Annotated in this window: 17 protein-coding genes and 1 pseudogene; 13 read left to right on the top strand and 5 right to left on the bottom strand. The window is 64.2% G+C overall.

The window, feature by feature from the left end:
* The first annotated feature begins 236 nt into the window (after positions 1–236).
* Entirely contained in the window at positions 237–1,532 is a 1,296-nt protein-coding gene (locus DWV00_RS15560; RefSeq protein WP_115534483.1) for a hypothetical protein, read from the top strand.
* On the opposite strand, the gene DWV00_RS15555 is transcribed toward DWV00_RS15560, so the two are convergent.
* The 4 genes and pseudogenes from DWV00_RS15555 to DWV00_RS15540 all read right to left on the bottom strand — a co-directional run bounded on the left by DWV00_RS15555 (position 1,507) and on the right by DWV00_RS15540 (position 7,583).
* The gene (locus tag DWV00_RS15555) at positions 1,507–3,447 is read right to left on the bottom strand and encodes a putative bifunctional diguanylate cyclase/phosphodiesterase (RefSeq protein WP_115534482.1); all 1,941 of its coding nucleotides are present in this window, start codon (positions 3,445–3,447) and stop codon (positions 1,507–1,509) included. The two genes, DWV00_RS15560 and DWV00_RS15555, sit on opposite strands and share 26 nt — an antisense overlap.
* The gene (locus DWV00_RS15550; protein ID WP_220274704.1) at positions 3,444–3,947 is read right to left on the bottom strand and encodes a YfiR family protein; all 504 of its coding nucleotides are present in this window, start codon (positions 3,945–3,947) and stop codon (positions 3,444–3,446) included. The genes DWV00_RS15555 and DWV00_RS15550 overlap by 4 nt, the downstream gene beginning before the upstream one ends.
* Before the next feature lie 34 nt (positions 3,948–3,981).
* Positions 3,982–6,012 (bottom strand): TonB-dependent receptor plug domain-containing protein, encoded by a 2,031-nt coding sequence (locus DWV00_RS15545; protein WP_484419729.1) that lies wholly within the window; start codon positions 6,010–6,012, stop codon positions 3,982–3,984.
* Positions 6,013–6,252: 240 nt separating this feature from the next.
* Positions 6,253–7,583: pseudogene (locus tag DWV00_RS15540) on the bottom strand (APC family permease).
* 169 nt (positions 7,584–7,752) lie between these two features.
* Here DWV00_RS15540 and DWV00_RS15535 point away from each other — a divergent pair.
* The 9 genes from DWV00_RS15535 to DWV00_RS15495 all read left to right on the top strand — a co-directional run bounded on the left by DWV00_RS15535 (position 7,753) and on the right by DWV00_RS15495 (position 17,444).
* Positions 7,753–8,712 carry a helix-turn-helix transcriptional regulator gene (locus tag DWV00_RS15535; protein ID WP_115534480.1) on the top strand — a complete coding sequence of 320 codons (960 nt, stop codon included), beginning with the start codon at positions 7,753–7,755 and terminating at the stop codon, positions 8,710–8,712.
* A gap of 223 nt (positions 8,713–8,935) precedes the next feature.
* A complete protein-coding gene (locus DWV00_RS15530) occupies positions 8,936–9,949 on the top strand; it encodes an ABC transporter substrate-binding protein (protein WP_115534479.1) in 1,014 nt (337 codons plus the stop codon).
* Between the two features lie 142 nt (positions 9,950–10,091).
* A complete protein-coding gene (locus tag DWV00_RS15525; protein ID WP_115534478.1) occupies positions 10,092–10,889 on the top strand; it encodes an ABC transporter ATP-binding protein in 798 nt (265 codons plus the stop codon).
* A 32-nt stretch (positions 10,890–10,921) separates the two neighbouring features.
* Positions 10,922–11,782, top strand: coding sequence for an ABC transporter permease (locus tag DWV00_RS15520; RefSeq protein WP_115534477.1), 861 nt, complete (start codon positions 10,922–10,924; stop codon positions 11,780–11,782).
* Positions 11,783–11,945: 163 nt separating this feature from the next.
* Positions 11,946–13,322 (top strand): sensor histidine kinase, encoded by a 1,377-nt coding sequence (locus tag DWV00_RS15515; RefSeq protein ID WP_115534476.1) that lies wholly within the window; start codon positions 11,946–11,948, stop codon positions 13,320–13,322.
* Between the two features lie 4 nt (positions 13,323–13,326).
* Entirely contained in the window at positions 13,327–14,001 is a 675-nt protein-coding gene (locus tag DWV00_RS15510) for a response regulator (RefSeq protein ID WP_115534475.1), read from the top strand.
* Positions 14,002–14,237: 236 nt separating this feature from the next.
* On the top strand, positions 14,238–15,368 hold the full coding sequence (locus tag DWV00_RS15505) for a porin (protein ID WP_484419728.1): 1,131 nt from the start codon (positions 14,238–14,240) through the stop codon (positions 15,366–15,368).
* Between the two features lie 118 nt (positions 15,369–15,486).
* On the top strand, positions 15,487–17,112 hold the full coding sequence (locus tag DWV00_RS15500; RefSeq protein ID WP_115534473.1) for a methyl-accepting chemotaxis protein: 1,626 nt from the start codon (positions 15,487–15,489) through the stop codon (positions 17,110–17,112).
* Positions 17,109–17,444 carry a DUF3579 domain-containing protein gene (locus DWV00_RS15495; protein WP_115534472.1) on the top strand — a complete coding sequence of 112 codons (336 nt, stop codon included), beginning with the start codon at positions 17,109–17,111 and terminating at the stop codon, positions 17,442–17,444. Before DWV00_RS15500 ends, DWV00_RS15495 begins: the two co-directional genes overlap by 4 nt.
* Before the next feature lie 38 nt (positions 17,445–17,482).
* Here DWV00_RS15495 and DWV00_RS15490 read toward each other — a convergent pair whose 3' ends face one another.
* Positions 17,483–17,683 (bottom strand): hypothetical protein, encoded by a 201-nt coding sequence (locus tag DWV00_RS15490; RefSeq protein WP_245964893.1) that lies wholly within the window; start codon positions 17,681–17,683, stop codon positions 17,483–17,485.
* A 354-nt stretch (positions 17,684–18,037) separates the two neighbouring features.
* On the opposite strand from DWV00_RS15490, the gene DWV00_RS15485 reads away from it, so the two are divergent.
* The 3 genes from DWV00_RS15485 (at position 18,038) to DWV00_RS15475 (ending at position 19,544) form a co-directional block, all read left to right on the top strand.
* Positions 18,038–18,658, top strand: a complete 621-nt coding sequence (locus tag DWV00_RS15485) for a glutathione S-transferase family protein (RefSeq protein ID WP_115534470.1) — start codon at positions 18,038–18,040, stop codon at positions 18,656–18,658.
* Positions 18,659–18,815: 157 nt separating this feature from the next.
* The gene (locus tag DWV00_RS15480; RefSeq protein ID WP_115534469.1) at positions 18,816–19,013 is read left to right on the top strand and encodes a hypothetical protein; all 198 of its coding nucleotides are present in this window, start codon (positions 18,816–18,818) and stop codon (positions 19,011–19,013) included.
* 51 nt (positions 19,014–19,064) lie between these two features.
* Complete coding sequence (locus DWV00_RS15475) at positions 19,065–19,544, top strand: metallophosphoesterase family protein (protein WP_115534468.1); 480 nt, start codon at positions 19,065–19,067, stop codon at positions 19,542–19,544.
* Positions 19,545–19,619 lie beyond the last annotated feature (75 nt).

The raw sequence follows: 19,619 nt of genomic DNA, 5'->3' as shown, positions 1-19,619 counted from the left end.
GATGATACGCCTCCGCAATCTTCCCAATGCCACGATACGAAAACACGTGACAGATCTAAATTTCACGATGCGGGCGTGAAGCGAAATATTGTGACTTAATGTAACGTATGATGAAAAATTAATTCGACAAAAAGCGGAAAAAGCACCGAACTCTTTGGGGCGCCTCGTGGTCAGAGTGGCCGACTCGCAAGGGTCATACCTAACTCACTACGACTTAGCCACGGAGGCATTAAGTGATGATGAAGAGACGTCGATTCCTGGGCCAAATGGCGGCCATTGCCGGCGGCCAAGCTTTAGTTGCATTTGGCGCCTTGGGAACAGACGAAGCTATCGCGGCGAGCAATGTCGCGAGCACATCGATTGACGGTGCGGTCATTCCTTCCGCAACCTCGATCGTCGACAAGCTCCTGAACGTATGGACGCTCAGTAACGGCTTTATTTACAAAAACGGTGTAAAGGACAAAGACTCCTACAATGTGAGTCTCTTGCTCTGGTACGGCGGCATGATCTATCAGAGTGGAACGGGCGGTCAGTTCTACGTGATGACGTGGGCGGGCCGTTGGCTGCCGTGCTCCGATCCGCGCAATCCGTTGACGGTGCCGGCCGGCATGTTCTACGGAATGAACGGCCACTTCGACTATCCGTACACCCCGCAGCAGATCATCACGACGTTGCAGGCGCTCGGCTGCACGAGCTATCGCGTCGGCTGCGACGCCTCATCCACGCAATTGAATGCGCTGATCGGGCTGGCCGATGCTTTCCGCTCTGTCAACTTCACGCTGCTGCCGATGCTGAACCTCGGTTTGCGCGACGGCAACGGCAACCTGTACGCGAGCGAGTCCGCGGCGTATTTCGCCACGCGCGGCAACGCGGCGGCGATTGCGAAGGCACTCGGGCCGCACGGCGTCACGATGTACGAATGCGGCAACGAGCTGACGCGCGACAGCGCGATCATCGTCAACTCGACGTACGCGGGCACGGGGCCTCACGACTTCAACAACGCGAACTGGCCGATTCTGCGGGGCGCCATTCAAGGGATGATCGATGGCGTCAAGTCCGTTCAGCCGAGCGCGAAGTGCGCCGTGAACTTCACGGTGGCGGACATCGGCGCTTCGGATATGTTGTGGGACGGCGAGCAGCCTGACGGCTCGGGCGGCTACCGCAAGATGCGCTGGGACATCACGACCTGGCACAACTACCAGCCCTACGGCGATATCCTCGACATCGGCATCGACGGTGCAGGGCCGGGGTTCAACTTGCCCGCGTACTGCAAGGCTCGCTACGGTGTGCCGTTCATGATCACCGAGTGGAACGCGGCACCGCAGGAAAACGAGCAGTTCCGTGCAACATACGTACAAACAAACTTGCAGCGCTTTTACGCGGCTCGCAAGAACGAAGGTATCCAGGCGGTGATGTACTACGACTTGATCAGCGGCGACGAGACGTTCGGCATCGTGATGAACGACCTCGCACCGATCGAGCCGACCCATACGGCGTTCAGCGGGTTTACAGCGCAGAACGCCGATCTGTAGGATCTGTCGCACTCCCAGAGGTCAACGGTTCCGAGTCTTCGCACTCGCTGCGTAACAGATCGGTGATGCGCTCGAACGGCATCGGTCTGCCCGTCAGGTAGCCCTGAACGATGTCGCAGCCTGCGTCGGCGAGCCAAGAAAGCTGCGCCTGATCTTCGACGCCCTCGGCGACGACGGCGATGCCGAAGCTGTGCGCCATCGAAATGATGGCGGTGACGATCGGCTGTCCGTCTCGCGGCAACGGCTTCACGAAGGCGCGATCGATTTTCAGGGTGTTGACCGGGAACGACTGCAGGTACGACAGCGAGGAATAACCGGTGCCGAAGTCGTCGAGCGACAAGCGGATGCCGGCCGCGCGCAACTGGCGCATTGCTTCGACCCCGGCGGTCATGTTCGCCATCAGTTGGCTCTCCGTCAGCTCGAGCTCGAGCAGATGCGGAGAAAGGCCACTTTCGGCGAGTACCGCTTTCACATCTTCACTGTATCGAGCCTGCCGCAACTGGCGTGCCGATACGTTCACCGCCACGTGCAGGGCCAGGCCCGGTTCCGCGTTCCAGCGTGCGCCGTCGCGGCACGCGCGCCGCAGCACCCACTGTCCCAATGCGACGATCAGTTCGCTGTCTTCGGCCACCGGCACGAATTCGATCGGCGAGATCTCTCCGTCGACGGGATGGATCCAGCGAGCCAGTGCCTCCACTCCGATCATGCGCCCCGTGCGGCAGTCGAATTGCGGCTGATAGACAAGGCTCAGTTCGTTCGTCTCGATCGCCTTGCGCAATTCGGTTTCGAGCCGTGCACGCCGCCGCGCTTCGACGGTCATGCTCGGACGAAACTCGACGGCGGCATTCTTGCCGGTGCTCTTCGCGGCGTAGAGCGCGATATCGGCGCTGCTCACGAGCGACGCGACGTCGGCCGCATCGTCGGGGTAGACGCTGACGCCGACGCTCGCGCTGGCTACGACGCTCGCGCGCGGCAGATCGAACGGGCGGGCGAGGGCGCGCGCGATGCGCTCGGCCGTGCGAATGCCTTCGGCCTTTTCTTTCGCGATCGCGACGAGCACGGCGAATTCGTCGCCGCCGATGCGGCTCACGAGGTCGGCCGTGCGCACGCTTTGCCGCAGCGCGACCGCGACATGCTTGAGCAATTCGTCTCCCGCACCGTGACCGAGCGTGTCGTTCACGTTCTTGAAATCGTCGAGGTCGACCAAGATCAGTGCGGCTCGAATGCCGCCCTGTGCGCCGCGCTGCAACCGGTCGCTCAACGCGTCGTAGAATGCGCGCCGGTTCGGCAATCCCGTCAGCGGATCCGTCGACGCCAAGTACTCGAGCTTCTTCTCGGCGTGGGCAATGTGCGCGCTCATCCTCGACGTGATGACGAACGCGATCCAGAGCGCGCATAGCGATGCGGCGAGGATGAACAAGGCGAAGTGCACGAGCTGCGCCGTCATTTGCGCGGTCGTCGCGACGACCACCACCGCGCCGAGCGTCTTACCGTTCTGCGTGATGTTCGAGGCGACGAAGACGTCGTCGAACAGGAAGCGGCGGCCGCCGGTCTCGACGTTGGCCGCTTGCGCCCCGCCGCGCTGGGGGGCGGAGACGCCGGGCCTCGCGTAGGTCGCGAAGCGCTTGCCGTCGACGGTATAGATTCCGGCACTTTCGACGTAGGGCACCTTGCGCAGCGAATGCAGCGTTTCCTGCGCCGAGCGCACGTCGTCGAACATGACCGAGGCCGACACGTTGTCGGCGATCATGTCGGCCTGCACGTTCGCGTCCGCCGTCAAGGCCGAGCGCAGCGAAATCGCTTGATACACGAGCAGGACGAATCCTGAGATCAGGAGCGCGACGCCGAAACCGGCAAGCTTGACGCGCGACGTCTCCTTCATCGGGCTCGGCGCGTAGTCGTCGCTTTGCTTCATGTCACGTTCCTTGCCAAGCGAAGCAGCTTCGAGCTGAGCCCGAGATGGCGGCGCACCGCTTCGGTGTTGTCGATGTCGAACCGGAGCCGGTCGCCCTCGCGAAACAGCGTGACGACGTAATGCCCGTCGCTGGCGTCGGCATCGGCCGTGCGCACGACCAGGATCGGCAGATCGGAGGTAGGCGAGGCTTTCGTCGCGGCATTGGAGGTGGCGTCGTCGACGATCAGTACGTCGCATGCCGTGACGGCGGTGCCTTCGGACATCGGCTTCACGCTCCAGGTTTTGCCGGCCACCGCGCGCCCATCGAGCTTCGCGAGCATTGCGCCGAGCGGAGTGCGCGGATTGACGCAGACCGTGAGGACGGTGCCGGCGGCAGGCGCGGCCGGCCACTCGGTGAACTGCGTGAAGTTGAAGATGTAAGCGGCTTCGAGCGAATAAAGATCGACCTGCGCGTGAGCCGACATCCGTGCGCATGCCGACGCGGCCAGGACGACTAGCACGATGCGGCTTAGAAGAGATCTCGCGGCTCGCATGTCAAAAACCGTAGACGAGCTTGAGCAGGAAGGTCCGGCTCTGCTGCGGGATCACGTTCTGCGTGAAGTTCGGCCCCGCCGGATCGGCGTATCGCTTGTCGGTCACGTTGTAGACCGAGAACGAAACGTCCGCGTGCGGTACGAGGCGGTTGCTGCCGATCGTCACGTTGCCGAGGCAGTACCCGGCGGCGTACCCCACCTCGGCCATGCGCGCCGAGGCGCACTGCATTTCCGCGCCGACGCGTGCGGCATGATGGAACAGCGGCACGATGACGTTCAGCTTGCCGAGGTGGCGCGGCGAGTTTTGCAGTACCGCGCCCGTGTCGCTGTCGCGGGCGAACTGCCACGAGTAGCTGGCTCTCACTTGCGCGATCGACGCGATGTCTTGCTCGTAGGCGAACTCGACGCCTCGCGCTTGCGCGCGGCTGACGTTCTCGAAGATATAGGCGCCCGACGGATCGAGCGTCTCGCTGATCAGGTCGCGCATTTCATAGCGGAACAGCGACACCGTCGCGTGCGCGTTTTCGCCGAACGCGCGGTCGTAGACGAATTCGGCCGTCGTGATGTGCTCGGGGCGCAAGGATGGATTGCCGAGCTGGCCGCCGGGGCCGGGATCCGAGTAGTAGAGCTCGTAGGCGTTGGGCGCGCGATAGGCTTGCCCATAGATCAGCTTGAACGTGTCCGCACTCGTCGGCTTGTAGTTCAGCGCGAACCGCGGGCTCACGTTCGTGCCCACGGTCGTGTCCCGATCGACGCGCGCGCCCGCATTCAACGTGAAGTGCCACGGCAGCCGGATCTCGTCTTCGGCATAGACGCCGACGGAATTGCTGCTGCGCTGATCGTCGAGGATCAACTGATAGGGATCGACGTTGTAGTTGAATTGATTGCGGGCCGCGTCACGCATCGCGCTCAGACCCACGACGAGCTTGTTGCGCGGGATCGACGACAGCGTTGCATGCACGTCGGCGCCGTACCAGATCGCTTTGTCGCCGTCGATGTTTTCGATCGCCGGCGAGCCGTACAGGCCGTCCTCGGAATAGTCGTAACGCTGCCAATAGACTTCGGAAGCGATTTCGATCCCGTTCGTCACGGCATGGTTGTACGTGACGTCGATGAAGCTGTGCGTGTCGGTCGTGCTTCCGGGCGTATCGAATACGGCCTGATAGGCGGCGGTCGGCACGCCCTTGGTGCGGTTGCCGTAGCCGGCGCTGATCCTGAAGTCCTGGTCGGCGAACTTGGCGAACAGGTACTGCGCTCGGTCGTAGTCGAGGTTTTGCGCGACGCCGTTGTTCTGATCGGGCGTATCGAATTCGGGGTAATACAGGCTTTGCCCGCTGCGGTCGTACGTCGTCGCCGACAGCACGAGATCGGCGCCGCTGCTACCGTGCCAGCCGTAGGTGGCGCGCGCGCGCTTTTCTCCGAAGCTGCCGGCCGCCGCCGCGACTTGGGCACCGTCGATATCGCTGCCTTGCTTCGTGACGACGTTGATCACGCCGAACAGCGCGTTCGAGCCGTAAATGGCCGAGCCGGGGCCCGGTACGTATTCGATGCGCTCGACGAGGTCCATGTCGAGCGGAAAGTCGTCGCCGATCGGCGCTTGATCGTAGACGGAGTCGTTCACGCGCATGCCGTCGATCAGCAGCAGGAAGCGGCTGTTGTAGTCGCCGGGCCGTTGAAAGCCGCGCGCACCCAGGTACGTGTAGGTCCGGTCGTACGATGTGTAGAGCCCGGGCAGCGAAGCGAGGGCATCGCCCAGTGTGCGCCAGCCGAAGGCTTGGATGTCTTTGGCCGTCAGCACGACGACGGCTGCGGGTGCATCGGCGACGGACTGGCTGAATAAGGTAGCAGTCCTAACTTTTACCTGCATCAGCGCTTCGAGCGGCATCGAGGCCAGATCGGCCGACGCGCCGGCGCCGCCCGCATCTGTCTGAGCGGCTTCGACCGGGCCTGCCGCGAGCAGCATCGAGAGCGTGAGCGCGAGACGGCATAGCGGGCGCGGGTTTCGCCCGCGATGGAAGTGTTCCGAAAACATGGAGCAAAAGAGGGACAGCCGTCGCTTATCTAATATTCGCCTGCCTCTTTATCGGCTCTGAGATATAAAGCTTGAGGGTGGCTTTCTCCTAGCTTGACGGGGGACGGATCGGGAACTAGGGACCGGCGGGCGTTGATCCGGCAAGGGCACGCGCGATCAGCGGGCCGGCACCGGCGCGCCGGTGCCTGTGGGGTAATGCTTACTTAAAATGCACGGTGCCCGTGAATGCTGAACGAAAGGTCAGGATACGTCGCACCGCAAGGCTGCCGCTCGTGCGCGACGGCGGCTGTTCACATGCAGGTAGAGCAGGGCGCAGCCGCTCATCGCTAGCGGCCAGAGCAGAAACCATCCGGTCGCCACGCATAGCGCGACGACGCACACGAGCGCGCACTGCGCGCAGCGATGGGCGGCCGTCCCCCGTGGCAGCAGACGCAACGCCGCCGCGCAGCCGAGGGCGTAGACAGTGACGAACGAGCCCGTCGTCATCAGCACGAGCGGCTTCGGGCCGACGCCGGCCACGGCAACGACGACCATGCTGAGCGCCGCAAGTAGTCCGATGACGGAGAGACTGCGGCGCGGCACGTCCCCGGCCAGGCTTCCCGCCGCGAGCCAGGCCGGCAGTGCGCCGTCGCGTCCCAACGCCGCCCCGAGTTTGGCCGCCCCGGCGAAATAGGCGTTCATCGTCCCGAGCGTGAGCAGGATGGCCGCGGCCGCGGCGAGTACGCGGACATTGCCGCCGATGCCGACCACGAGCAGTTCGGCGAGCGGCGCGGCCGAGTTGCCTGCCGAGGGCCCGAGCACGAGCGTGCTGGCGAGCGCAACCGCTAGGTACAGCGCACCCACGACGACCACGGCGATGCTAGACGCGAGCGGCAGGTCGCGCGACGGATGCTTGAATTCGCCGGCCAAGTGCGTGATCGCCTCCCAACCGGCGAAGCTCCAGACGAGCAGCGCGGCCGCGGGTATGACGGCGAACCACCCGTGCGGAGCGAACGGATGCAGATTGCCCGCGTGCGCATGGGGCGCCGATGCGGCGACGGCCGTGAGCAGCAGCGCGACGAGCAGTGTGGAGAGCACGAGTTGCATGCGGCCCGAGATCGTGACGCCGAATGCATTCGCGGCCGTGACGACGATGAGCAGTGCGGCGCTCGTGAGCAGCACCGTCTGCTCGCCCCCGCCGACGGCGGCGGCGACATAGGCGCCCGCGAACATCGCGGCGGCCGGTGCGCCGGCGGGAACGGCGAAATAAAAGCACCAGCCGACGATCGCCGAGGCGCGTGCGCCGAACGCTTGGCGCGCGTAGGTTGCGACCCCGCCCGAATCGGGTAGCGCGCGCCGAGCGCGGCGAACGTCGCGGCCAGCGGCGCGGAGAGCACCACGAGCGCGAGCCAGGCCAGCAGCGAGGCCGGACCGGCGACTTTCGCCGCCAGTGCCGGCAGCGCGATGACGCCGGTGCCGAGGACGGCCCCGACGTAGAGTGCCGCGCCTTGAAGCACGGTCAGATTGCCGTGCGACGGGCCGTGATGACGGCCGGTAGTGGTCGTGCCGGTTGTACGCGTCGTTGTACTCATCTCGAGTGCAGATCCTTATTGGTTCTCGCGCGGGCGCGCCCGCGGCTTTCTTGGTGTCGTTTCCGGACGCCGTGCCGCCGTGTAAGCGCGCTCTCGCGATGAGGCTCCGTTGCGATCGTTATAATCCTGGATAGCTGACAAGGGATGTCATGAATTCGGGAGGTGCGCGATGCGGACCGGCAGACTCGTTTCGATGCTGTTGATGCTGCAGGCGCGCGGCCGAATCACGGCGCGGGCGTTGGCCGACGAGTTCGAGGTTTCGGTCCGTACCGTCTATCGGGACGTGGACCAATTGAGCGCGGCGGGTGTCCCCGTTTATGCCGATCGTGGCCCAGGCGGCGGCTTCGCCTTGCTCGACGGGTATCGCACCGATTTGACCGGCATGACGCGCGCGGAAGCCGAGACGCTGCCGATCGCCGGGCTGCCCGGCGCGGCCGACGCGCTCGGGCTCGCCGAGCCGTTGCGTTCGGCGCAACTGAAGCTCGTGGCGGCGCTGCCCAAGGGGGCGGCCGGCGCGTCGCGCATCGGGTCGCGGCTGCATATCGACCCCGTCGATTGGTACCGGCGGCCCGAGCCGGCTCCCTTGCTGCCGCTGCTCGCCACTGCCGTGTGGGAGCAAAAGCGCATCGCGATGCACTACCGGAGCTGGAGCGACACGCAGTTGCGCCGATGCGCGCCGCTCGGCCTCGTGTTGAAAGCGGGCAATTGGTATCTCGTCGCCAAGGCGCGCACTCGGATCGGCATCTACAAGGCGTCGAGCATCGAGGATCTGGAGATGCTCGACGAGACGTTCGAGCGCCCCGACGGCTTCGACTTGCAGGCGCACTGGTCGCAGATGGTCGTTCGCTTCGAACAGAATTTGCTCAAGGACACGGCGACGCTGCTCGTGAAACGCGAGGCGATCTCCGACTTGCATGCGCTCGGCGCCGCGGCAGCCGATCGAGCGGTTTGCGGTTTGCCGGACGATGAGGGGTGGTGCCGCGTGACGCTGCCCGTCGAAGAAGAGCGCCAGGCGGCGCGCCAATTGCTGCGGCTTGGGCCGCGCGTGCGCGTGCTCGAACCGCCGGCCTTGCGCGATGCGCTATGCCGGCTTGCTCGGGAGGTCGCGGAAATGAATGCGCCGGCATGACCGCGGCGCATGGGCCGCTTGGCCGCGAATCCCGGCCGGAAGCGGGCGCGCAGCCGGTCGGAGCAGCCGGAGCCGGCCGGCGGCAGCCCCGATTATCGGTCATGGTAATCCCGTATACCTCGCCCTATGCTGTGAAAGGCTCGGGAAGGATTGTTACACCTAGAATCGCTCCATCGATGCAACCCGGCGCAAAAACGCGCCGACATAATGAGGAGACACTCGAATGCAACCGACGTCGCGGAAAATCCGCACTTTCGCTCTCGCTTCCGCTTTGCTGTTCGGTATGGCTTCGCATGGCGCGATGGCCGCCGACAGCGGCAAGATCACCATCATGGTCGGGGGCATCACCAAGCTCATCTACTTGCCCGCGGAGCTGACGCAGCAGCTCGGCTACTTCAAGGATGAAGGGCTCGACGTCGAGTTGCTGTCGCAGCCTGCTGGCGTCGACGCCGAGAACGAATTGCTCGCGGGTGCCGTGCAAGCCGTCGTCGGCTTCTACGATCACACGATCGACTTGCAGACGAAGGGCAAGGACGTGAAGGCGATCGTCGTGTTCGGGCAGGTCCCGGGCGAGGTCGAAATGGTGTCGACGAAGGCGTCGGAGACGCTCAAGTCGATGGCCGACGTCAAAGGCAAGACGCTCGGCGTGACGGGCCTCGGCTCGTCGACGAGCTTCCTCACGCAGTATCTGGCAGGGCAGCACGGTATCCCGTCGTCGCAATACACGATGCTGCCCGTCGGCGCCGACGCAAGCTTCATCGCAGCGATCAAGCAAGCGCGCATCGACGCGGGCATGACGACGGAGCCGACCGTCTCGAAGCTGCTTGCGACGGGCGACGCCAAGGTGCTGGTCGACATGCGCTCGGTGGAAGGGACCAAGGCGGCGCTGGGCGGCACCTATCCGGCCTCGAGCCTGTACGTGCAGTCGGCCTGGGCCGATGCGCACAAGGCCGACGCCGCGAAGCTCGCGCATGCGTTCGTGCGCACGATGCAGTTCATCCACACGCACAGCGCCGAGGAAATCGCCGCGAAGATGCCGGCCGACTACCAGAAGGACAAGGCGCTTTACGTGAGCGCATTGAAGGCGTCGCTGCCGATGTACACGTCGGACGGCAAGATGCCGGCCGACGGCCCGGCGACGGTGCTCAAGGTGCTGTCGGGCTTCAACCCGGCGATCAAGGGCAAGCACGTCGATTTGTCGAAGACGTACACGAACGAGTTCGTTGCCGCGAAGTAAGCGTCGAACGAGAATCAAGAATCAAAAGGGGCGGCCTGGCCCGGCACCGGCGTGCGGCTAGGTCGGCCCGATGCAGTCTCCCCCTGTCGTACCCCGGGCGCCGCGGTTTGGGCGCCCACCCCCAAATGCTTGGATTGCTCTGATGAACCACGCTGCTTCTCCTGACGTTCCCGTCATCGAGTTCGACTCGGTGTCATGCCGCTTCATTTCCCCCGACGGCAAAGCGACGATCGCGCTGCGCGATTTCAGCATGTCCGTCGCCAAGGGCGAATTCATCGCCGTCGTCGGCCCCACCGGCTGCGGCAAGTCGACGACGCTCAGCATGATCACGGGTCTGCTCAAACCGACGACCGGCAGCGTGCGCGTCATGGGCAACCCGGTCACGGGCATCGATCCGCGCATCGGTTTCGTGTTCCAGGCCGACGCCGTGTTTCCGTGGCGCTCGGTGCTCGATAACGTCGCCGCCGGTCCGATGTTCCGTGGCCGCTCGAAGGCCTCGGCGCACGAGGAAGCCAAGGACTGGCTGCGCCGCGTCGGCCTCGAAAAATTCGGCAGCCACTATCCGCATCAGTTGTCGGGCGGCATGCGCAAACGCGTCGCGCTCGCGCAGACGTTCATCAACAAGCCCGAGATCTTGCTGATGGACGAGCCGTTCTCGGCGCTCGACATGCAGACGCGCACGCTGATGCAGGACGAATTGCTGCAACTGTGGTCGGCCAACAAGGGCTCGGTCGTCTTCGTGACGCACGATCTCGAGGAAGCCATCGCGCTCGCCGACCGCGTGTTCGTGCTGACCGCGCGTCCCGCCACGCTGAAGAAGGTCTACGAAATCGACCTGCCGCGCCCGCGCATTACGTCGGAGATCCGCTACGAACAGCGTTTCATCGAACTGTCGCGGGACATCTGGCGCGACCTGCGCGAAGAAGTGCAGATTGCTTGACTCTGAATACCGGAAAGACTGAGATGTCCACTATGGCTACTACCTTCGAACAACCCAAAGCGAGCCCGGCCGATACGTCGCTCGCCGAGGTGGAAAAAGCGGCGCAGCAACGGCTGCGCCAGCGTCGCGCGCTGATCATCGGCCTGCGCCTGCTCGTGCTCGTGGTCTGGCTCGGCGGCTGGGAAGTCGCGGGACGGATGAAGTGGATCGATCCGTTCTTCTTCTCGATGCCGTCGATGATCTTCGCGCAGATCGTCGACTGGTTCGTCAACGGCACCTCGCAAGGGCCGCTGCTCATGCAGGTCTGGGTCACGCTGGAAGAGACGATGATCGGCTTTGCGATAGGCTCGGTTGCCGGCGTGATTTGCGGCGTCGTGCTCGGACGCAACAAGCTGCTGTCCGACGTGTTCAGCCTCTACATCCAAATTGCAAACTCGATTCCGCGCGTCGTGCTCGGCTCCGTGTTCGTGATCGCGCTCGGCTTGGGCATGGCGTCGAAGGTGGCGCTCGCCGTCGTCATGGTGTTCTTCGTCGTCTTCGGCAACGCCTTCCAAGGCGTGCGTGAAGCCGACCGCTATATGATCGCCAATGCGCAGATTCTCGGCGCGTCGAAGCGGCAGCTGACCACGGCGGTCGTGATTCCGTCGGCGCTGTCGTGGATCTTGGCGAGCTTGCACGTGAGCTTCGGCTTCGCGCTCGTCGGTGCGGTCGTCGGCGAATTCCTCGGTTCGAAGCAAGGTATCGGCTTGCTGATCTCGACGGCGCAGGGCGCGTTCAACTCGAGCGGCGTGTTCGCGGCGATGATCGTCTTGGCCGTCGTGGCGCTGGCTTGCGACTACTTGCTGACCCGCTTGGAGAAGCGTTTGCTGAAATGGAGACCTGCCGCGTTCTAAGCGTATCGCGCCGTGAAGGCGCGCTTGATGCGGCCGGCTCGTGCCGCGCCGACGCCGAGCGCGTCGGCGCGGCACGAGCCGCAGTGCATTTAGCAGCAGTGTCAGTATTAGTATCGGTGTTAGTGCAAGGCACTCGCCACTCAGAACACAGGGGCGTCGATCGATGATGCACAGTTTGCGCGCCCGCTTGCTTTGGTGGGTGCTGTTGCCGTTAGGGGCATTCATGCTCGTGGCCGGGGTGATGGCCTACGACGCGGCCCGCCAAACGGCCGATTTGCTGCAGGACAACGAGTTGCTCGCCTCGGCGCGCACCATCGGAGAAGACGTCGATTGGAGCAACGGCGAGTTGACGGCGGACATTCCGCCCGCGGCGCTGGAGATCTTCGAGTCGCCTTATCGCGATCACGTCTTCTACAAGGTCGTGGCCGGCGACCGGCTTCTCGGCGGCACGCCCGATCTGGATTTACCGGTTTCTCATAAGCCGGCCGACTATCCCATGTTCTACGACACGACGCTCGACGGTCAATCGATTCGCGCCGTGGCGTATCAGCGGCAACTGTACAACTTCGGGATGGCGCTGACCGTCACCGTGATCGTCGGGAAGACGCAGGCTTCGCGCGAAGGGATGGTCGCGCAGTTGTGGCATCCGCAGTTGGTCCGGCAAGGCTTGATGCTCGTGCTCGCCTTGCTGCTCGTGCTGATCGGTCTCACGACTGAGCTGCGTCCGCTCATGAAGTTGAAGGACGACGTGGCCGACCGCGATCCGATGGAGCTCGAGCCGGTACGCGTCGATCGCTTGCCCACCGAGTTGCGGCCGATCGTCGATGCGATCAATCAGTGCATCGCGCGGCTCAAGCTGCACACGAGCACGCAGCGCCAGTTCATTGCCGACGCCGCGCATCAGCTGCGTACGCCGCTGACGCTGCTCGACACGCAGGTGGAGTGCGCGCGCCAAAGCGTCGCCGAAGGGCCCGCCCTGTCCGATGCGCTTGCGGGCATTCATCGCACGAGCCGCAAGATGACCGAGATCACGAACCAATTGCTGCTGCTCGCGCGGGCGGAATCGGCGCCGTCGCCGGCGCCGAACGTGCCTGTCGATATGACGCAGGTCGTGTCGTCGGTGCTCGAGGAACTGATCTTGTCCGCGCAGCGCCGCGAGATCGATCTCGGCGCCGAAATCGACGAGGGCGACCTGCGCGTCGCGGGCAGCGAACAGCTTTTGACCGCGCTTGTCGATAACCTGGTCGACAACGCGATCCGCTATAACCAAGAGGGCGGCTTTGTCACCGCGCGATGCCGCCGCGTGAGCGACGAGGTCGTGCTCGAGGTCGTCGATAACGGGCCCGGCATTCCCGCCGAGATGCGCGCCCACGTTTTCGAACGTTTTTATCGCGGTATGACCGACGTGGAAGGAACGGGCCTCGGTCTTTCCATCGTGCAGCGCATTGCGCAGTCGCACGGCGGAACCGTCGCGGTCGCGCCGGGCGAGGGGCGGGTGGGGCTGGTCGCCACCGTGCGCCTGCCGGCATGGAAGGAATGACACGATGAAGCTGCTGCTGGTGGAAGACAACGCCGATCTATCGCACTGGATCGTCAACTTGCTGCAGGGCGAGAACTTCGCCGTCGATTGCGTGTCGGACGGCGAGTCGGCCGATGCCGTGCTGCTGACGGAGCGTTACGACGTCATCTTGCTCGACATGCGGCTGCCGCGGATGAGCGGCAAGGACGTGCTCGCGCGGTTGCGGCGGCGTGGCGACAATGCGCCGGTGCTGATGCTGACGGCACACGGATCGATCGACGACAAGGTCGACTGCTTCAGCGCGGGCGCGGACGACTACGTCGTCAAGCCGTTCGATGCGAGAGAGCTCATCGCGCGCATCAAGGCGCTGATCCGGCGGCAAGCGGGCGGCAAGTCGGTTTCGATGGTGTGCGGCGATTTGCAGTACAACACGAACACGCGTGAGTTCAGCCACAACGACGTCCCGCTCGCGCTGCGCCGTCGCGAGCACGCGATCCTCGAGGCGCTGATGCTCAAGCAGGGCAAGACCGTGTCGAAGACGGCGCTCATGGACAGCGTCTATAGCCTCGAAGACGAGCCGAGTGCCGATGCGATCGATATTTACATTCATCGATTACGTAAGCATTTGATGCATTCGACCGCGCAAATCATGACGCTGCGCGGGCTCGGCTATGTGTTGCGAGCGAAGGACAGCTCCTAATGAGCCGAAGAATTCGCTCGCTCGATTGAATTAGCTGACTACGTCAAGCGGTTTACGTGAAACTACTTAGTTGTACTAAACATACACGAAAGGAGCGTGAAGGATAGGGGCGAATAGGATTGTCTCCATTGCGACGCAAGCAAGGCAAAGCGAAACGAAGTGAAATGAAATTCGCGGCGAATTGCATGCGTGCTCACAAGAACACAATTTCAACGCAGTAAAGTGAGGAGATGATCTTGAAGAAGACCTATCGGACGTTGGCGCTGACGGCTGGCGCATTGGTGGCAACCGGTGCGCACGCGCAATCGAGCGTGCAGCTGTATGGCCTCATCGATATGAGCGCCGTCACCTATACGACGAACGCCAACGCGGCCGGCAATCACGTGATCGGCATGGGCCATGCCGGCGAGCCCTGGTTCAGCGGCAGCCGCTGGGGCTTGCGCGGTGCCGAGGACATCGGCGGCGGCAATAAGATTATCTTCACGTTGGAGAGCGAGTACGTCGTCGCCAACGGTCAAGGCGAAGACGGCACGCAATTCTTCGATCGCGATTCTTGGGTCGGCCTCGAAAACCCGACGCTGGGCAAGATCACGGTCGGCTTCCAGGATACGATCGCGAAGGACTTCTCGGGCTTGTATGCCGACCCGTACGTCAGCACGACGTTTTCGACGAAGGAAGGCGCCTACACGAACTCGAACAACTTCAAGCAATTGGTGTTCTACGCGGCGGGCCCGACCGGCACGCGTTCGGAAAACAGCATCGCGTGGCGCAAGCTTTTCAATAACGGCATTTATGCAGCCGCCGATTATCAGTTCAGCAACTCGACGCAATTCGCCACGGGCTCGGGCTACCAGGCCGCGCTCGGCTACAACGGTCCCGGCTTTTCGTTCGGCGGCTTCTACGACCACACGAACAACGGTGGTTTCACCGATCAGACTTGGTCCTTGGGCGGCGACTATCGCTTCGGCATCGGCCGGGTGAACGCGGGCTACTTCCATTACCTCGGCAACCAGGGCTCGCTCGGCGATCGGCAGGACAATGCGTGGACGGTATCGTTCAAGCTCGCGCCGCACGGTCCCCTCGACTATGAGCTCGGCTATCAGCAGATGCACGTGAAGAACGCGGCCTATGATACGAACGGCAACATCCCGAACGCGAACTCGGGCCTGTTCGATCCGGCGGCCACGACGGTTCACAACGGCTTCAAGGAGACGATCTACGCCTCCACGTTCTATCACCTCTCGAAGCGCACCGAGCTGTATCTGGCGGCGGACTACATGAAGCTGCACGGCGGCTACACGGTCAGCACGACGTTCGGCCACACCAACCAGCTCGAGGTCGCCACGGGTATCCGCACGCGCTTCTGATTTTCCCTCCTCCTCCAAGACGTTGCCGCCTCCGGTCGGCAATTCAAGGGCGGCGGCGAGCTACTTCGCCTGCCGCCTTTTTTTTACTCCGGTCTCACGCAAAGGACGGGAATACAGCATGCTAAGGACGACTAACATTCGTGCTGCGTTGACCGCGACGGTCCTCGGCTACACCGGGGCGCTCCTCCTCGTCATCGCCGCGTCGATAGCGGTGCTCCAATCGGCCAACGCCGCGTTCCAGACGATGTATCACGGCGAGACTGCCGCCCTGACGTCGCTGGCCGACAGCACCGATAACCTGTTGCAGGCGCGGGTCGATCTCGGCGGTTACGAAACGCTCGTCGCGCAAGGCAAGCCGACGGCGGCGACGCTCGAGCGCGTGCATGCCGCGCTGGCGGCAAGCGATCGCGCGCTTGCCGTGTTCAACGCGCTGCCGGTGTCGAACGATGCGCAGGCCGCGCTCTCCGATGCGTTGCGTACCGCGCGCGGCAAGCTCATCAAGCAAGTGATCGCGCCCGAGGTATCGGCGCTCGATCAGGACGATTTCGCGTCGTTTCGAATGGTCGAGCGGCAGGCGCCGGAGACGATCTTCGCCGACTACAAGCAAGCGGCCCGGCAACTCATGAATTTTCAGGTGCAGGCTCAGAGCCGGCACTTCACGGCCGTGCACGGGCGCTTTCGCGGCTTGCTGTGGCTCTTTACCGTCGTCGGTTTGGCGTCGGTGGCGTTCGCCGTTCTCGCGCGCGGATTCTTACGCGCGGCCGTGATCAAGCCGATCGGCGCGGCCATCGACCATTTCGAGCGCATCGCGGCCGGCGATCTGACGTCGACGATCGATACGTCGCACGGCGGCGAGATGGGACGGCTGATGGCGGCACTGGCGCGCATGCAGCAAAGCCTCGGTGCCGCCGTGATGCGCGTGCGCGAAGGAACGGCCGAAATCCGGCATGGCGTGCACGACATGGCCAGCGGCAATGCCGATCTATCCGAGCGAACGGAACACCAGGCCGCCGCGCTTCAGCAAGCCGCCGCGAGTCTCGAGACGCTGACGGGCACCGTTGCGCAAAACGCCCGCCACGCGCGCGACGCAAGCGTATTGGCCGAGACGGCGTCGACCACCGCGCGGCGCGGCGGCGAGGTCGTGAGCGAGATCGTCGGCGCGATCGCGGATATGTCGGCCGACTCCGAACACATCGTCGACATCATCGGCGCGATCGAGAGCATTGCATTCCAGACGAACATCCTTGCGCTCAATGCCGCGGTCGAAGCGGCGCGGGCGGGAGAGGAGGGGCGTGGATTCGCCGTCGTCGCGGGCGAGGTCCGGGCGCTCGCGCAGCGCTCGGCGGTCGCCGCCAAGGAGATCCGCGAGCTGATGACGGCCTCCGTTTCCAAGGTTCAAAGCGGCACGCAGCTTGCCGAGCGCGCCCGCGCGACCATGGCGAACGTGGTCGACGCCGCGCGCGAGGTGACGCAGATCGTGTCCGAGATCAGCACCGCATCGGAGCGCCAGTCGGCGGGTATCGAAGAGATCAACGTCACCGTATCGCACATGGACCGCGCGACGCAGCAAAACGCCGCGCTTGTCGAAGAGGCGGCGGGCGCCGCCGCGTCGCTCGAGGAGCAGGCTCGCATGCTCGACGAAACGGTGGCTGCATTCCGGTTGAGCCCGCAGGGTAGCCCCGCTTCGATGCATCCACAGCCGGCGCACGGCACGCCGTTGACACAATCGTTCGACTCCGCATGACGACCATCGATCATCCACCTAATCGAATCCCCGGCTTCGGCCGTGCCGGCCATCGAATCGTCGGCGTCACGCACGGCGGCAAGCAGTTCCGCCCGGGCGACTGGGCGGAGCGTCTCGCCGGCGTCATCACGCTCTTCGTCAAGGAACGGCGGCCGGGCCGCGGCGTCGCGTCCACCTGGCTGGCCATCCCGTTCGTCGACGCCGGTGTCCGGTGTTTGAGCGTGTCCGGCGAACTCGCCGAGATCTGCCCGGAAGCATTTGAGTTCGTCATGCGATTCGCCGAGGACAACGAACTGCCGGTTCACGCCGACGAGTTGGCAATCAGTCGATAGGGGCGGCTAGCCCCGAGGACGCCTCGGGACCGGCTCGTTCACGCAGCGGGCCGGCAATGCACGATCGGCGCGGTATAAGGGGTCGGGTAGGGCGAGTAAGGACCGCTCAGCACACGCAGCCTCTGGGTGGCCAACACTTCAGCCTGGCGCTCCTGCGTCAGCGTGAGGCCATTTTGTTCCGGCGCCGTGCTGGCCGGCGACTCGTTGACGTCGCAGTTCACGATCGTTCCGTCGTGCAAACGGACCGTCGTCGAATAGGCGTAGTCGGACGATAGGGGCGTACAGGCCGTGCTCGTTGCCAGTGCGACGGCACATGCCGCCAGTCATCCCGTGGTCCTCGTCATGATCGTTGCCTCCCATCGAGACCCTTCCTTCGTTTGACTCTTCCCGGGCGGCTGCGTTGCCTGCAAGGCGTTCCGCCCCGCAAGCATCGCTTGATGCTGTCGGCCCAGCGGACCTTCGACGTTCGCCGGCATTCCTCATTCTTTTTCTGCCAATCGACGGCTGCGCGCTTGCGGGCGGCGCGCGCGGGACGGCAAACTAGCGTCTGCGGTGCGCGTCACCCCAATCACTTCAAAAGAAGAGAGGTATCGATGCAACTGATCGGCATGATGGATTCCCCGTTCGTCCGGCGCGTCGCCGTTTCGATGGCCGTGCTCGAGATCCCGTTCGAGCATCGTCCGGTCTCGGTATTTCGCCAGTTCGATCAATTCCGGGAGATCAATCCGACGGTCAAGGCGCCGACGTTCATCGACGACGACGGTACGCAATTGATCGAATCGACGCTCATTCTCGATTACCTCGATCAGCGCGTCGCGCCGCAAGCGCGGCTGCTGCCCCAAGAGGCCGCGGCGCGCCGGCGCGCGCTGCATCTGATCGGTTTCGGGCTCGCGGCCTGTGAGAAGACGGTGCAGATCGCCTACGAGCAAAAGCTGCGGCCGCAGGAAAAGCAGCATGCGCCGTGGCTCGAGCGTTTGCAGGTGCAATTGGCCGCTGCTTACGAGACGCTGGAGCATGGCGTCGCGGGCGCGCGTGCCGGCGATTGGCTCTGCGGCGACCGAATCACGCAGGCCGACATCACCGTGGCGGTTGCCTGGCGCTTCACGCAGCACATCCTCCCGGGTGTCGTCGAAGCGAGCCGCCATCCGGCGCTGGCTGCGCTGTCCGAACGCGCGGAGGCGCTCCCGGCGTTCGCGGGCGCGCCGCTCGAATAACCGGGACACGGATAGGGCGCGCCGCGATTGTTCGTGTCTCACGACTTCTGACTTTCGATTTAGCGTATTTATCGGCATCGCGCGCGTCCCTACAATGGCGATCAAGGTTGCATGACGGGGCATAGGCTGCTCCGCTTGGCAAGCCAGGAGAGTCGCCATGAAAAAGCTCATCGAACAACGGCTGTACAGCCCGACCGTCGTCTTGCCGATGGTCGAACTCATGGAATTGATGGTGTCGCTCGATTTCAATCTCGGGCAGGTGGGCGCCGTCATGGCGACGCGCGGCGCGCGCGCGGCATTGCACCGCTCGCGCGGCCTGCTCGGTCATCGTCAAGGCGCCGCGGCCGCTGCTTGAAATCGAACGAGCCTCGGCTCGCCCGTCTTTGCACCGTTTATCGACTCGTTTATGCCCAGCGCGCGCAACGTCGTCCGCATCGGCCTGATCTCCGACACGCACAATCTCGTGCGGCCGGAGGCATTGGCTTGGCTGGCCGGCGTCGATGCCATCGTTCACGCGGGCGACATTTGCCAACCCGATGTACTCGAAGCACTCGCGCGGATCGCGCCGGTGACGGCCGTGCGCGGCAACAACGATCACGGAGCGTGGGCCGACGAGTTGCCGGTCGCGACCACGCTGACGATCGGCGGTGCGGCGATTCACGTCGTCCACGACATCGCCGATTTGGACATCGATGCGTCGGCGCAGCGTATCGATGCGGTTGTCACGGGACATTCACACAAGCCGTCGATCGTCACGCGCGATGGCGTGTTGTTCGTCAATCCGGGCAGTGCGGGGCCGCGCCGTTTCAAGCTGCCGGTATCGGCGGGCCGGCTGATCGTCGAGCAAGGGCGAGTGCGCGCCGAGCTTCATACGCTTGTCGCGTAGCGACGGAGCGAAGTAGCTGCTCGGAAGGTGAGTCGCGCGCCGGCTCGCGTGATGCGGCGAGCCGGCGGCTGAAGG

It is taken from the genome of Trinickia dinghuensis (genome assembly GCF_003367175.1).
Classification (GTDB): Bacteria; Pseudomonadota; Gammaproteobacteria; order Burkholderiales; family Burkholderiaceae; genus Trinickia; species Trinickia dinghuensis.
This window is presented reverse-complemented; position numbering and strand designations above follow the sequence as displayed.

Bases quoted from the DNA above. Each gene is read 5' to 3' on its own strand.
- DWV00_RS15560 (WP_115534483.1), top strand. From the start codon at position 237: ATGATGAAGAGACGTCGATTCCTGGGCCAAATGGCGGCCATTGCCGGC.
- DWV00_RS15555 (WP_115534482.1), bottom strand. From the start codon at position 3,447: ATGAAGCAAAGCGACGACTACGCGCCGAGCCCGATGAAGGAGACGTCG.
- DWV00_RS15545 (WP_484419729.1), bottom strand. From the start codon at position 6,012: ATGTTTTCGGAACACTTCCATCGCGGGCGAAACCCGCGCCCGCTATGC.
- DWV00_RS15535 (WP_115534480.1), top strand. From the start codon at position 7,753: ATGCGGACCGGCAGACTCGTTTCGATGCTGTTGATGCTGCAGGCGCGC.
- DWV00_RS15530 (WP_115534479.1), top strand. From the start codon at position 8,936: ATGCAACCGACGTCGCGGAAAATCCGCACTTTCGCTCTCGCTTCCGCT.
- DWV00_RS15525 (WP_115534478.1), top strand. From the start codon at position 10,092: ATGAACCACGCTGCTTCTCCTGACGTTCCCGTCATCGAGTTCGACTCG.
- DWV00_RS15520 (WP_115534477.1), top strand. From the start codon at position 10,922: ATGGCTACTACCTTCGAACAACCCAAAGCGAGCCCGGCCGATACGTCG.
- DWV00_RS15515 (WP_115534476.1), top strand. From the start codon at position 11,946: ATGATGCACAGTTTGCGCGCCCGCTTGCTTTGGTGGGTGCTGTTGCCG.
- DWV00_RS15510 (WP_115534475.1), top strand. From the start codon at position 13,327: ATGAAGCTGCTGCTGGTGGAAGACAACGCCGATCTATCGCACTGGATC.
- DWV00_RS15500 (WP_115534473.1), top strand. From the start codon at position 15,487: ATGCTAAGGACGACTAACATTCGTGCTGCGTTGACCGCGACGGTCCTC.
- DWV00_RS15495 (WP_115534472.1), top strand. From the start codon at position 17,109: ATGACGACCATCGATCATCCACCTAATCGAATCCCCGGCTTCGGCCGT.
- DWV00_RS15485 (WP_115534470.1), top strand. From the start codon at position 18,038: ATGCAACTGATCGGCATGATGGATTCCCCGTTCGTCCGGCGCGTCGCC.
- DWV00_RS15480 (WP_115534469.1), top strand. From the start codon at position 18,816: ATGAAAAAGCTCATCGAACAACGGCTGTACAGCCCGACCGTCGTCTTG.
- DWV00_RS15475 (WP_115534468.1), top strand. From the start codon at position 19,065: ATGCCCAGCGCGCGCAACGTCGTCCGCATCGGCCTGATCTCCGACACG.